The sequence below is a fragment of the Rahnella sp. Larv3_ips genome, from assembly GCF_003697865.1.
In the GTDB taxonomy this organism is placed as follows: Bacteria; Pseudomonadota; Gammaproteobacteria; order Enterobacterales; family Enterobacteriaceae; genus Rahnella; species Rahnella rivi.
In genome coordinates this window covers 796,680-809,984 of the sequence record NZ_MJIB01000004.1, presented here as the reverse complement: position 1 = coordinate 809,984, position 13,305 = coordinate 796,680, and the positions used below count along the sequence as shown (strand labels likewise).

Sequence of the window (13,305 nt, the reverse complement as noted above, 5' to 3'; positions counted from 1 at the left end):
CCCCGCCGGAGAACCGTCAAGGCGCTGGAAGGCCAGTAATGAACCAGATGCATCAACAACCGCCACGCAACCCGTGCTGTGTTGTTCCGCAAGAGTGGATTTCACACTGTCGATCACGTTGGCGGCCTGCGCGTTATCCAGCTGCGGGTGTTCAGCGGCGAAGGCGGAAGTGGCCGAAAATAACAGCGTGCTGGCACACAGCAACGCTTGTACGGTGATATTTTTAACAGACATAGACTCATCCCTTGTAGCAGTAGAAAAACATGGCTTGACGTATTTTTCGAATAAGATTTCAAAAATAAACGTGTTAAATCAGAAAGATTAAATCGCAATAGCGTTAACGGGCGGAACACTCAGCGGCGTTTCTTATTGCCACACTAACTGGGGCGTTATTGCTCTTTGTTTCGCGGATGTTAATTCAATTAACAAAACGGCAAAAGTGACGATTGCGGCAGGAAATTAATTTTCAGGCGGTTTTGAGAGGAGATTATGCACAAATCAGGCTGGCAGGCCTTATGACATAAGGGGTGAACATTTTGTGCTTTTATGAACCAGATGATCCGTTTGTATTAATGCAATGTGATCGGGTTAACAAAAAAAACCTCCCTGAGCGGGAGGTTTTGGACTGGGCCGGTATCGTTAACTCAGGGGCTGCCAGCTGCTGCGGCATTCATCACGGCGGAAATTCAGAACGCGGCTGCGGTTAGAAATCAGTTTCACGTTATACCCCTGGAAGTACAGACAGAAGTTCTTTTTCCACGGGCCGTCCGGCAATTCGACCAGCAACCGTCCCGCGCCCAAAGACGTCAGCTGACCGCTGGCGCGCAATGTCCCCACACCCATCAGGAACTTATCGCCCTCAATATCAAACGCCGCTTTTGACGCCGGATGATACCAGCGGCCCTGAACCATTTTCAGGCAATCGTTAGGCTCAACCGGCGTGAAGTAACGCGGTGCATGGCCGATTTCTCCTTTGATGGCTTTACCGTCCCAGCGCAGGCGCATCGGCATATGCGCGGAAAGGGTGATCGCTTCATCTGCGTCTGCGCCCTGATACAGATTATCTGCCGAACCCAGATAACTGGCCGTGCCGTTGCTGACTTTCAGCCAGTAAGGTTCCGCCGTACTGGCATACAGACCGTCAGGCAGGGCGTGGCTGCGCGGCGGAAGCGGGGTGTCTAACAGCGCTGACATGACGTCCAGCGCATGGCTGTACGCGGCGGTGTCTTCACGGTTGGACACCAGCGCGACCCCTGCATCCCGCTCAGGATGCAGCAGGAAATAGGCTTTGTAACCGGCGTGAGAACCGCCGTGCCCGTAAACCGTATACGGCCCTATTTGCGTCGAGGTGGTGCCCAGCCCGTAAGCGGAAGGGATATCGCCGTGCAGGTAACGTTGCGCTGTCAGCGTTTTTAAAACGCCCGCGCCGGGGCCGGTTTGCGAAAGCAGGCTCTGCAACCAGACGGAAAGCGAACGGACGCTGCCGGTCAGGCTGCCGGACGCGGAAAGATGCAGACCGGCGAGGGCGGTTTTCCAGCCGGTGGTGTCCAGCCAGTAACCCGGCGCCAGGCCGGGCACAATATCGAACCAGGTTTCCGGTGCGTGAAGCGCGATGTCCAGCGGTTGCGCGATATGCTTTTGCAGCAGATCTTCAAACAAGATGCCCTTCTGTTTAAGGATTTCTTCCACCAGCCGGTAGCCGGTGTTGCTGTAGGAAATCTCGCTACCTGCCGGGAAATTCAGCGCGCCATCTTGTGCCAGAAACGTCATGATCGCTTCTGCGTCGCTGACGTTGTAAACCGACACGCCAAGCAGCGAAAGGGTTTCACGGACATCCGGCAGACCGCCGGTCATGTCCAGTGCCTGACCTATCGTCACCTGAGCCATCGGGGCTTTCAGCTGCGGTAAATGCTTGCCCAGAGGATCATTCACCGAAAGACCAGCATCGCTTTTCAGCAACGCCAGCGTGGCGAAAATATGTTTGGTGACCGAGGCGTAGCGGACAACGGAGTCAATGCTGAAAGGGGTTGCGGTGGTGAGGTTTTCCAGGCCACCGGTGGCAAAACCGCGCAGGGTTTTACTGTCGAAGAGGGTGATGGCGCCGCCCGGTTCGCCGGGTTTATTCCAGTTACCGGTAATACGTTTAGCCGTCGCTTCTGCGGCGTGCCACTGTAAATCAGAGGTCATTTGCGTCTCCACAAACTGTCTATCAGTGAGAAAGTGGGCAGCCGGAGCTGCCCGTGAAACCTGAACCTGTGCCGCGAGAAAACGGTTATTCGGGTTCCTCTAAACTGAGACTCAACGATCGTAATTCTGCGGTATGCGGATGGCTGACGTTGCCCGTCCGTAAATCGTCTGCGCTCAGAAGCTCGACCATTTCACCACCAATCATCACGCCAATGCTGGTGCAAAGGTGCGTTACCACCGCCAGATTGTGGCTGACCAGAATATAAGTGAGGTTGCGGCGTTCACGCAGGTCGCAAAGCAGGTTGAGGATTTCCGCCTGCACCGAGACGTCCAGCGCCGAGGTCGGCTCATCGAGCAGTAAAATTTCCGGTTCTGAAATCATTGCCCTGGCGATGGCCACGCGCTGGCGTTGCCCGCCGGAGAGCTGATGCGGGAAACGAAAACGCACGGACTGCGGCAGACCGACTTCACTCAGTGCGTCGGCAATGCGCTTCTCAATATTCAGAAAGCCATGAACGATCAGCGGTTCGCTGAGAATACGGTCGATAGTCTGACGCGGATGCAGAGAGCCATAGGGATCCTGAAAAACCATCTGCACGCGGCGGAAAAAACGCTTCTGCCGGACGGGCGTCTGGTCTTCACCGCCGATGACCATTTCGCCGGACCATGACTGATTCAGCCCGGCCAGCGCGCGCAGAATGGTCGATTTCCCCGAGCCGCTTTCACCAACAATGCCAAAACATCCGCCGGGGGCGACGCTGAAACTGACGCCTTTCACCACTTCGGTATCGCCGAACGCAATGCGCAGATTGTTGAGGATAATCTTACTGTTATCGAAAAAATCAATGTGTGTTGAGGCGTGTTCTGTCATGAGGTTTTCCATGCTTCATCACGTACCAGCACCGGCAGCCTGTCCCGCGGATGTTTCAGAGACGGCAGGCATTCCAGCAGCCCGCGCGTGTACGGATGCTGCGCGTTGAGTAAGTCACCGGCCTGTAAGGTTTCCACAATGCGTCCGGCATACATCACCGCCACCCGGTCGCAGAATTTTGACACCAGCGGCAGGTCGTGGCTGATCAGAATCAGCCCCATTCCCCGGCTGGACACCAGATCGTCGAGCAGGCGTAAAATTTCGGCCTGCACCGTGGCATCCAGCGCGCTGGTGGGTTCATCGGCAATCATCAGCTCGGGGTCGGGCGCCAGCATCATCGCGATCATCACGCGCTGGCCCATGCCGCCGGAGACTTCATGCGCATAACGTTCAGCCACTTTATGCGGATCACGGATGCGCACCTGATCGAGCAGTTCGATGGCGGCGTTCATCGCCTGTTTTTTCGTGCCGCCTTTGTGAGTCAGCCAGGCTTCCGCCACCTGTTTCCCCACCGGCATCACCGGATTCAGCGAGTATTTCGGGTCCTGTAAAATAAAGCCCACGCGTTTACCGCGAATTTGCCGCATCTGCTTTTCACTGGCATGACGCAGGTCTATGCCATCGAAAGAGAGCGTTTCGGCCCGGCAATGGGCGCTGGAAGGCAGCAGGTTCATCAGGCAGCGGGCGGTCAGGGATTTCCCTGAACCGCTTTCGCCCACGATGCCAAATTTTTCTTTACCCAGTGACAAAGAGACGCCGCGCACGGCATCAAAACTGCCGCTGTTGGTTTTAAACGTAATGTGCAGATCTTTGATATCAACCAGCATCATTGCTCCTTAGGATCGAGAACGTCACGCAGCCCGTCGCCGAGGAAGTTAAACGCCAGAGATGTCACAAAAATGGCAATCGCCGGAATTAACGGCACCCACCATTCGCTGAACAGGAACCGGCGGGCGGTGGCAATCATCGCGCCCCATTCCGGTGACGGAGGCTGTGCGCCCATGCCCAAAAAGCCCAGGCTGGCGGCGGTGATAATGATGGAACTCATGTCGAGCGTGATACGTACCACCAGGCTCGGAACGCACAGCGGCATGATATGACGCAGTACAATACGAGCTGACGTTGCGCCGGTCAGCCGGCAGGCGGCGATGTAATCAGTGCCGCGCACCTGCATGGTTTCCGCGCGCGCCAGACGGGCATACGGCGGCCAGGCGGTGAGGGCGATGGCCAGAATGGCGCTTTCAATCCCCGGCCGCAGTGCGGCGACAAATGCCAGCGCCAGAATCAGACGCGGGAAGGCGAGGAAAATGTCGGTGACGCGCATCAGCAGGCGATCTACCCATCCGCCCGCATAACCGGCCACGCAGCCAATCAGCAGGCCGAGCGGAGCGACGATCGCCACAACGATGATCACCATGCCCAGCGTGATGCGACCGCCGTAGAGAATCCGGCTCAGGGTATCGCGGCCCAGCTCGTCGGTGCCCAGCCAGTGCAGGGAGGAAGGTTTGGCTAAGCGGTGCGCCAGATCCTGCGCACCCGGATCATACGGCGTCAGCCAGGGCGCAAAAATGGACAGCAGCAGAACAATCAGCACCGTGAAAAGACCGGTGACTGCGAGTGGATTTTTGCGCAGGCCGAGCCAGATGCGGTAACGGCGTCCCCACACGGCCTGCGTGCGGGTCAGCGGCGTATCCGCCAGCAGCCAGGCGCGGCTACCGGCGCGGGGTGGCGATATAACAGGGAGTGAGGTCATTTTACGCGGGGATCCAATAGTCGGTAGAGAAGGTCGGCCAGCAGGTTGAGCAGCACATATATCGCGCCAATCAGCAGCGTGGAGCCGATCACCGGGTTCATATCCGCATTCATCAGTGAGACGGTGAGATATTGTCCAAGACCCGGCCACGAGAAGACGTTTTCAGTGACCACCGCACCTTCCAGCAAACCGGCATAGGTGAGTGCCAGAACGGTGATGAGCTGAACGCCGACGGTCGGAAACGCATGTTTCCAGATCACACGCTGCGCCGACAACCCTTTGGCACGGGCGGTGATCACATACTCGCCGCTCAGCGCGTTCAGCATAAAGGTGCGGGTCATGCGGGTGATGTAGGCCATGCTGAAATACGCCAGGATCAGCACCGGTTGCGCCATGTGCGCCAGTGCATCGCGGAACGCCCCCATGTCCCCGGCAATCAGCGAATCCACGGTTAACAAGCCGGTGACCTGGGGGATCATGTCCTGATAAATGATGTCCTGACGTCCCGGCCCCGGCGCGATACCGAGCACCGAGTAGAAAATCAGCAGGCTGAGCAGGGCCAGCACAAACACCGGCAGCGAGTGACCGGCCAGACATACCACACGGATGGTCTGATCGATCCAGCTGCCCTGACGGGTTGCAGCCCAGACGCCCAGAGGAATGCCGATCACGGCGGCGATAATGATCGCTGCCGTGGCCAGTTCCAGCGTTGCGGGGAAGAACCGGGCGATATCGGTGGTGACCAGATTGGAGGTCAGGGCGGAACGGCCTAAGTCACCGTGAAACACCTGACTGATGTAATGGAAGAACTGCAACCAGAGGGGCTGGTCCAGCCCCATTTCATGACGAACCCGTTCGACGACTGCCTGCGGGGCGTTATCGCCAACCGCAGCCAGAACCGGATCTGTCGGCATCACGCGACCGATAAAAAACGTCACCACCGACAGACCAAACAAAGTAAGACAAACGCTGATGCAGGTACTCAGATAGCCATTGAGTCTCTTGCTCACGCTTTCACAACCTTCTCGTAAGGGCTGGTGTTCATGACAGTTAATGCCACGCCGGAAATCACATTACGGCAGGCGGCGGTATTGGTCGGTTGCAGCATGATGATAAACGGGCTGTTTTCCATATGTCTGGTCTGCAATTCTTCATAGAGTTTGATACGGGTGGCCGGATCCGACTCTTTCAGCGCTTTGGTGCTGAGATCGGAAATGCTTTTGTCCTGCCAGCTGCAACGCCACGCCAGCGTGCGGCTCTTGGCAGCATCGGTGTTATCCGGGTTGCTGCAGAACGCTTCGGCATTTGAGTTCGGATCAAAGTAATCCGCGCCCCATTGGGTCAGCGCCAGTTGCTGCTGACGCGCACGCATCTTGGTCAGCACCTGACGGCTCTCGGCGGCCAGTAAGGTCACTTTGATGCCCACTTCGGCGAGGTTCGATTGCAAAGCCTGCACGATGTCGGAGGAAGGTGAAGCGGAATAGTGATCCAGCGTGATTTCAAAACCGTTCGGGAAACCGGCTTCGGCCAGCAGGGCTTTCGCTTTAGCAACATCACGTTTGTACATAATGGTGTTCACCGCCGCCGGGAAACCTTCAGGCAGGAAACTTTGATGGATTTTGTGCGTCAGCGGCACGATGTGCTGCTGAATATTTTCGTAATCCACGGCCCACTTAAGCGCCTGCCAGACCTGCGGTTTAGCCAGGTTCGGGTGCGCCGTGTTAGCAGAAAGCATGTAAGTGCCGGCGATACCTTTTCGCACCAGGGTGAAGTTTTTGTCGTTCATCAGCGGACGCAGCTGTTCTGTGGTCAGGTTGCGTGCGATATCCACATCACCTTTTTGCAACATCAGCAGTTGCGCAGAAGGATCGACGATGTGACGCATGATGATGCGCTGGATGTTACCCGCGTGCGGGTTGTTTTTATTGCTTTCAAGAATGACGGATTCGCTGACTTTCCAGTCGCGCAGCTTGAAAGCACCGGAACCGGCACTGTTTTTCTTCAGCCAGGCGTTGCCCAAATCGTCACCTGCCTGATTCGCCAGACAGGCCGATTTCTGCACGATGCTGCCGACGTTGGCGGTCAGGCAGTAGAGCAGGAAAGATTCAGACGCAGGTTCTGCGGTTTTGATCACCAGCGTTTCGGCATCAGGCGCGGTGACCATGCTGTCTACGTTGTCTTTGGTGTAGCCAAACTGATTGATGATATAGGCCGGGCTCTTGTCGAGTTTCACCACACGTTGCATGGAGAACGCGGCATCTTCTGCGGTAACCGGTTTGCCATCGGCCCATTTGGCTTTTGGATCCAGTTTGAAGGTGAAGGTTTTTTTGTCGTCAGACGCGGTCCAGGACAGGGCCAGATCGCCTTCGATTTCGTCCGGGGAGGCCAGCTTTGGTTTCACCAGTTGCTGATACATATTGCCGGTAATTTCACTGCCAACAGATTCGAAGCTTTCATGCGGATCCAGACTGGTAATGATGTCGAGCTGGATAGCCATCACCAGTATCGAGGCTGGCGTGGCAGCAAACACCGAATCAAACTTCAGGTAAGACAAAGCGGGTATTGCGGAAAAACCGGTAACGAATTGACGCCTGGTAACCATAACTACTCCCATCGTGTTGATATATAAAAGTAAAATTAAATATTACAGTGGCTAACCCTTGACTTCACCGCAGGCAACTGGCTTAAATGAAAAACCGTTGCTTTGCACCCTTCGACGTTTCATATCGAAAAATCTAATGTGAATGACGACAGACTTGTTCCTCTTTAGTGCAACATCGCAGTGGTGATGCACTCCCTGCGGGCAACTCGTCGTTGTCTCAGTCACGCTCAATCAAAGGTAGACCTTTTTTATGAATAACGTAGCGCACGGATCTGAAGAGCTAATGCCAGTTTTTGATGGACATAACGACGTTTTGCTACAACTTTGGACAGAACATCGTCAAAATCCTGAGCATGCATTCCTCCAGGGCCCGGCCAGCGGACAAATGGATCTGCCTCGCTGCCGTGAAGCAGGCTTTGCTGGCGGGCTTTTCGCCGCCTGGGTACCGACTCCTGATGTCGATCTTGCAAAGACCGTGCCCGATCGCTCGGTGGATACGCAATTTCTGCTGGAAGGTACTCAAAAACATCCTGATTTTTCTCCGACACCTTCTTTCGATTTTGCACGCGACGTCACGTTTGGCATGATGGCGTTTCTGTTGCGCATCGAAGAGCAGTCACAGGGAAAGGTGAAAATTTGTCGCACGGCGCGGGATATTCGACATTCAATCGATAACCACGCATTAGCTGTGGTTATGCATATTGAAGGCGCGGAAGCGATTGATGCCGATCTCTACAATCTCGACGTGTTGTACAGCATGGGATTGCGGTCACTGGGGCCGGTGTGGAGCCGCCCGAACATCTTCGGGCACGGTGTGCCGTTCAAATATCAGACCTCGCCGGATATCGGGCCGGGCCTGACGGATGCAGGCATCCGCCTGATTAAAGCCTGTAATCAGAAACGCATCATGATTGACCTCTCGCATCTGAACGAAAAAGGGTTCTGGCAGGTCGCGAAACTCAGCGATGCGCCGCTGGTGGCCAGCCATTCCAATGCGTTCAGCATTTGTCCGCAATCGCGAAATCTGACCGATAAACAACTCGGCGCAATCAGGGAGAGCCAGGGTTTTGTGGGGCTGAACTTTGCTGTGCCGTTCCTGCGGGAAGATGGCAAACGCAGTGATGACACCGGCACCGAGATCATGGTGCGCCACGTGGATTATCTGGTGGAACATCTGGGTGAGGACGGTGTGGGCTTTGGTTCAGATTTCGATGGTGCGTCAATGGCGCCGTTTATGTCTGACGTTGGTGGTCTGCCGGTGCTGGTGGAGGCATTAAGAAAAGCAGGGTACGGGCAGGCATTGCTCGAGAAGATTTGCTACAAAAACTGGATCAACGTGCTGGAAAGAACCTGGGGCGAGTAATGGCCCGGCATTGGCATCACGTCCGTATCGCATAATGAGGTATAAAAAAAGGCAGCTATCAATAGCTGCCTTTTTGCTGTGTGCTGGCGTCAGACTTATTTGAAGAAGTCAGCGCTCACGGTCAGGTTACCACCGCTCTTGTTCTGCCACTGGCGGGTAATGTGGTAGAACTTGGCGCCTTTCGCCGCAGCACGGTTCGCAACTTCCTGCGAAACATCCGTCGTGCTGTTGAAGTGCCCGGTGAAGGTGGCGGAATCAAACGGAACCATCTGTGCTGCGGTAACGTCGTTCACTTCCTGAATTTTGGCACCGTTAGTCGCGGTGACAGTGTAACGTTTACCGGTAGACGTCTGGGTTTCAAAGAAACGACCCACTTCGCGGCTTGGGCTGCCTGAAGAGGCAACGCCAGGGATTTCTACTTTCTTCGCGGCTGCACCACCGGCGGCCAGTGCGGCTTTACCTGCTTCAGAATCTGCAGGGATAGCATCCGGATCCTGAACAACACGTTTCGCGGCATCTTTTTTGTAGATGAACGCGGTGATGTACTGGTTGCCGCCGCTGTTGGCATCAATCTGGCGAACGATGAAGAAGGAGTAAGCCCCTTTGTCTTTCGCTGCTTTGGTGATGGCATCATTTACGTCTGGCTGGCTGCGATAAAAACCGCTGACCGTCACGGTGTCGAAAGGCTCAAGCTGATAGGCCACATCTTTAGGCAGCTCGACCACGCCGTTGATCACACGGTAATTTGTGTTCTTGCTCACTTCTGGCGCATCTTTTTTATAGATATCTGCAACGACGCGCCAGTTGCCGCTATTGTTAGAAGAGTTGGTGTCCTGAATATAGAAATAATCCGCACCCAGTGTATCGGCGCGGCGTGATACGGCATCAGCCGCATCGCCAAGCGTGTTAAAACGCCCGGAAATAACAATGCGATCAAAGGGTTTGATGGCTGCTGCTTTCTGCGGGCTTATTTCCTGCGCGGCGTGAGCAGCAGACAGCGCAGAAACAGAAAACAGGGCCGATACGATGATCGTTTTTGTCAGCTTCATAAAAAATCCTTTCACCTTGCGCAGTAATGTTGAAACGTGCTGAATTCTTGATGTGTAACAGGTTAGCGGCCGATTATTGCATGTAACAATGCTGAGTGTCTCAGTAATTTATGGCAATTATGCGAGCGTCAACGCGGTGACACGGTTCTTTTTTTGCTGACCATAACTTATATAAGTTTAAGGAATAATCCAAGTAGTGAAATTAATGTTAATTATTCACTATTTTCTAACTTTTATGCCCATCCGGAGCGGTCTGCAAGCGGGAAGGGCAGAGTGATAGATCTGGTTTCACTGGCGGATTAAAGAGAATTAAACACGTGTTTCTCAGGGTTCGCAGCAGGTTTGCGGCCCATATCAATTTTTTTATTATTAATTACCTGACTATCGCTGCGATACGTAGATTATTGATTAGATATTCAGTAGGTTATAACCAGCCTGAAAAAATACTCTCCGGCGTTCTTCATAAGCCAGCAGGCTGGTAAATAAAATGTTATGACGATGACACAAATCATCAATGAAAAGGGTGAAGGGAATACTATGCGTATTGGTGTACCAAGAGAGCGGTTGACCAATGAAGCCAGAGTCGCAGCCACACCGAAAACGGTGGAGCAGTTGCTGAAACTCGGCTTTACGGTCGCTATCGAACAAGGTGCCGGGAAGTTAGCCAGCTTTGAGGACGCCGCTTATGAACAAGCGGGTGCGTCTGTGGTCAGCGGCGAAGAAGTGTGGCATTCAGATATCGTTTTAAAGGTGAATGCACCTGAAAACGACGAAATCGATAAATTACAGGCAGGTACCACGCTGGTCAGCTTTATCTGGCCTGCACAGAACCCTGAGCTTATTCAGAAACTGGCTGACCGTCAGGTCACCGCCATGGCAATGGATTCCGTGCCGCGCATTTCCCGCGCACAATCTCTGGATGCCCTGAGTTCAATGGCTAACATCGCCGGTTACCGCGCGATAGTCGAAGCCGCTCACGAATTCGGTCGTTTCTTCACCGGGCAGATCACTGCCGCAGGTAAAGTGCCACCGGCCAAAGTGATGATTATCGGTGCCGGCGTGGCTGGCCTGGCTGCCATCGGCGCAGCAGGCAGTCTCGGTGCCATCGTTCGTGCTTTTGATACCCGCCCTGAAGTGAAAGAGCAGGTACAGAGCATGGGCGCAGAGTTCCTCGAACTCGATTTTGAAGAAGAAGCAGGCAGCGGCGACGGTTATGCCAAAGTCATGTCAGAAGCCTTCATCAAAGCAGAAATGGCGCTGTTTGCCGCTCAGGCTGAAGAAGTGGATATCATCGTGACCACCGCGCTGATCCCTGGCCGTTCTGCACCGAAGCTCATCACCAAAGACATGGTGGCTTCCATGAAGCCGGGCAGTGTGATCGTCGATCTGGCAGCCCAGACGGGCGGTAACTGTGAACTGACCGTGGCGGATAAAATCACCACGACAGAAAACGGTGTGAAGATCATCGGTTATACCGACTTACCCAGCCGTCTGCCGACGCAATCCTCCCAGCTTTACGGAACCAACCTGGTCAACCTGCTGAAACTGCTGTGCAAAGAGAAAAACGGTGAAATCGAGATCGATTTCGAAGATACCGTTGTTCGCGGCGTGACCGTTGTGAAAGCCGGTGAAGTGACCTGGCCTGCGCCAGCCATTCAGGTGTCTGCGCAACCTCAGGCGGCGAAAGCCGCAGAACCTGTCGCCAAAGTGGAAGCCAAACCGGCCTCCCCGTGGACCAAGTTCATCATTATGGCTGTGGCCATTGTGCTGTTTGGCTGGCTGGCGAACGTTGCGCCGAAAGAGTTCCTGTCTCACTTCACCGTGTTTGCGCTGTCCTGCGTGGTGGGTTACTACGTGGTCTGGAACGTCAGCCATGCCCTGCATACACCGCTGATGTCGGTCACGAACGCCATTTCCGGGATCATCGTGGTGGGCGCAGTGCTGCAAATTGGTCACGGCGGCTGGGTCAGCTTCCTGTCCTTTATTGCCGTACTGATCGCCAGTATCAATATTTTTGGCGGATTCACCGTCACTCAGCGCATGCTGAAGATGTTTCGTAAGAATTAAGGGGTAGCATATGTCTGGGGGTTTAGTTACAGCAGCATATATTGTTGCCGCTATTCTGTTTATTTGCAGCCTTGCGGGGCTCTCTAAACATGAAACGTCAAAACAGGGGAACATCTTCGGTGTTACCGGGATGGCGATCGCGTTAATCGCGACCATTCTCGGCCCTGATTCCGGTAACGTTGGCTGGATCATCGTTGCGATGGTGATCGGTGGCGCAATCGGTGTTTACCTGGCGCGCAAAGTCGAAATGACTGAAATGCCGGAACTGGTGGCGATTCTGCACAGTTTCGTCGGTCTGGCTGCGGTTCTGGTTGGCTTCAACAGCTATCTGGATCACGGTTCAGTGCCGATGGAAGGTGTGATGGAAAACATCCATCTGACGGAGGTCTTTCTCGGTATCTTCATCGGTGCGGTGACGTTCACCGGTTCCATTGTGGCTTTTGGCAAACTGCGCGGGATTATCTCTTCCAAACCGCTGGCGTTGCCACATCGTCATAAATTGAATCTGGCTGCGCTGGTGGTGTCTTTCCTGCTGATGGTGACGTTCGTGCGTACCGAAAGCGTGGGTCTGCAAGTGCTGGCTCTGCTGATCATGACTCTCATTGCACTCGGCTTCGGCTGGCATCTGGTGTCGTCGATTGGCGGTGCGGACATGCCGGTTGTGGTGTCCATGCTGAACTCGTATTCCGGTTGGGCAGCGGCGGCGGCGGGCTTTATGCTCAGCAACGACCTGCTGATCGTGACCGGTGCGCTGGTCGGTTCCTCGGGTGCAATCCTGTCTTACATCATGTGTAAAGCGATGAACCGTTCGTTCATCAGCGTGATTGCAGGCGGCTTCGGCACGGACGGTTCATCAACCGGCAATGCTGAAGAGATGGGCGAATATCATGAAGCGAGCGCGGAAGACGTGGCAGACATGCTGAAAAACGCCAGCTCAGTGATCATCACCCCTGGCTACGGCATGGCGGTGGCTCAGGCTCAGTATCCGGTTCACGACATCACAGCGAAACTGCGTGCGAAGGGCATCAAAGTGCGTTTCGGTATTCACCCTGTTGCAGGGCGTTTGCCGGGCCACATGAACGTTCTGCTGGCAGAAGCGAAAGTGCCGTATGACATCGTGCTGGAAATGGATGAAATCAATGATGATTTCAGCGATACCGACGTGGTGCTGGTTATCGGTGCCAATGACACCGTGAACCCGGCGGCGCAGGAAGATCCACGCAGCCCGATCGCCGGTATGCCGGTGCTGGAAGTGTGGAAAGCGCAGAACGTGATTGTGTTCAAACGTTCCATGAACACCGGTTATGCCGGCGTACAGAACCCGCTGTTCTTCAAAGAAAATACGCAGATGCTGTTTGGCGATGCAAAAGAAAGCGTTGAGAAGATCCTTCGCGCGCTCTGATTGTTATCAGT

Annotated in this window: 11 protein-coding genes; 3 read left to right on the top strand and 8 right to left on the bottom strand. The window is 54.6% G+C overall.

Annotated elements, in window-relative coordinates; translation table 11 throughout:
• From ED901_RS06095 to ED901_RS06065, 7 genes are all read right to left on the bottom strand, one after another.
• On the bottom strand, positions 1-234 hold a 234-nt coding region (locus tag ED901_RS06095), incomplete at its 3' end, for a heme-binding protein (protein ID WP_162997820.1).
• 405 nt (positions 235-639) lie between these two features.
• Entirely contained in the window at positions 640-2,187 is a 1,548-nt protein-coding gene (locus ED901_RS06090; RefSeq protein WP_122095312.1) for a serine hydrolase, read from the bottom strand.
• 85 nt (positions 2,188-2,272) lie between these two features.
• Positions 2,273-3,058 (bottom strand): ABC transporter ATP-binding protein, encoded by a 786-nt coding sequence (locus ED901_RS06085; RefSeq protein WP_056770682.1) that lies wholly within the window; start codon positions 3,056-3,058, stop codon positions 2,273-2,275.
• A complete protein-coding gene (locus tag ED901_RS06080) occupies positions 3,055-3,885 on the bottom strand; it encodes an ABC transporter ATP-binding protein (RefSeq protein ID WP_056770680.1) in 831 nt (276 codons plus the stop codon). Before ED901_RS06080 ends, ED901_RS06085 begins: the two co-directional genes overlap by 4 nt.
• The gene (locus ED901_RS06075; RefSeq protein WP_122095311.1) at positions 3,885-4,811 is read right to left on the bottom strand and encodes an ABC transporter permease; all 927 of its coding nucleotides are present in this window, start codon (positions 4,809-4,811) and stop codon (positions 3,885-3,887) included. Before ED901_RS06075 ends, ED901_RS06080 begins: the two co-directional genes overlap by 1 nt.
• The gene (locus ED901_RS06070) at positions 4,808-5,821 is read right to left on the bottom strand and encodes an ABC transporter permease (RefSeq protein WP_122095310.1); all 1,014 of its coding nucleotides are present in this window, start codon (positions 5,819-5,821) and stop codon (positions 4,808-4,810) included. The genes ED901_RS06075 and ED901_RS06070 overlap by 4 nt, the downstream gene beginning before the upstream one ends.
• On the bottom strand, positions 5,818-7,413 hold the full coding sequence (locus ED901_RS06065) for an ABC transporter substrate-binding protein (RefSeq protein WP_122095309.1): 1,596 nt from the start codon (positions 7,411-7,413) through the stop codon (positions 5,818-5,820). Before ED901_RS06065 ends, ED901_RS06070 begins: the two co-directional genes overlap by 4 nt.
• Positions 7,414-7,663: 250 nt before the next feature.
• Here ED901_RS06065 and ED901_RS06060 point away from each other — a divergent pair, with 250 nt between their 5' ends.
• Positions 7,664-8,776, top strand: coding sequence for a dipeptidase (locus tag ED901_RS06060; protein WP_056770665.1), 1,113 nt, complete (start codon positions 7,664-7,666; stop codon positions 8,774-8,776).
• 95 nt (positions 8,777-8,871) lie between these two features.
• On the opposite strand, the gene ydgH is transcribed toward ED901_RS06060, so the two are convergent.
• Complete coding sequence (ydgH, locus tag ED901_RS06055) at positions 8,872-9,825, bottom strand: DUF1471 family protein YdgH (RefSeq protein ID WP_056770662.1); 954 nt, start codon at positions 9,823-9,825, stop codon at positions 8,872-8,874.
• Between the two features lie 537 nt (positions 9,826-10,362).
• Between ydgH and pntA the strand changes: the two genes are divergently transcribed.
• Both pntA and pntB read left to right on the top strand, forming a co-directional pair.
• Positions 10,363-11,892 carry a Re/Si-specific NAD(P)(+) transhydrogenase subunit alpha gene (gene pntA, locus ED901_RS06050; protein WP_122095308.1) on the top strand — a complete coding sequence of 510 codons (1,530 nt, stop codon included), beginning with the start codon at positions 10,363-10,365 and terminating at the stop codon, positions 11,890-11,892.
• A gap of 10 nt (positions 11,893-11,902) precedes the next feature.
• Positions 11,903-13,294 (top strand): Re/Si-specific NAD(P)(+) transhydrogenase subunit beta, encoded by a 1,392-nt coding sequence (pntB, locus tag ED901_RS06045; RefSeq protein ID WP_056770657.1) that lies wholly within the window; start codon positions 11,903-11,905, stop codon positions 13,292-13,294.
• Positions 13,295-13,305: the final 11 nt, after the last annotated feature.

Bases quoted from the DNA above. Each gene is read 5' to 3' on its own strand.
- pntB (WP_056770657.1), top strand. From the start codon at position 11,903: ATGTCTGGGGGTTTAGTTACAGCAGCATATATTGTTGCCGCTATTCTG.
- ED901_RS06085 (WP_056770682.1), bottom strand. From the start codon at position 3,058: ATGACAGAACACGCCTCAACACACATTGATTTTTTCGATAACAGTAAG.
- pntA (WP_122095308.1), top strand. From the start codon at position 10,363: ATGCGTATTGGTGTACCAAGAGAGCGGTTGACCAATGAAGCCAGAGTC.
- ED901_RS06090 (WP_122095312.1), bottom strand. From the start codon at position 2,187: ATGACCTCTGATTTACAGTGGCACGCCGCAGAAGCGACGGCTAAACGT.
- ED901_RS06065 (WP_122095309.1), bottom strand. From the start codon at position 7,413: ATGGTTACCAGGCGTCAATTCGTTACCGGTTTTTCCGCAATACCCGCT.
- ED901_RS06080 (WP_056770680.1), bottom strand. From the start codon at position 3,885: ATGCTGGTTGATATCAAAGATCTGCACATTACGTTTAAAACCAACAGC.
- ED901_RS06060 (WP_056770665.1), top strand. From the start codon at position 7,664: ATGAATAACGTAGCGCACGGATCTGAAGAGCTAATGCCAGTTTTTGAT.
- ydgH (WP_056770662.1), bottom strand. From the start codon at position 9,825: ATGAAGCTGACAAAAACGATCATCGTATCGGCCCTGTTTTCTGTTTCT.
- ED901_RS06075 (WP_122095311.1), bottom strand. From the start codon at position 4,811: ATGACCTCACTCCCTGTTATATCGCCACCCCGCGCCGGTAGCCGCGCC.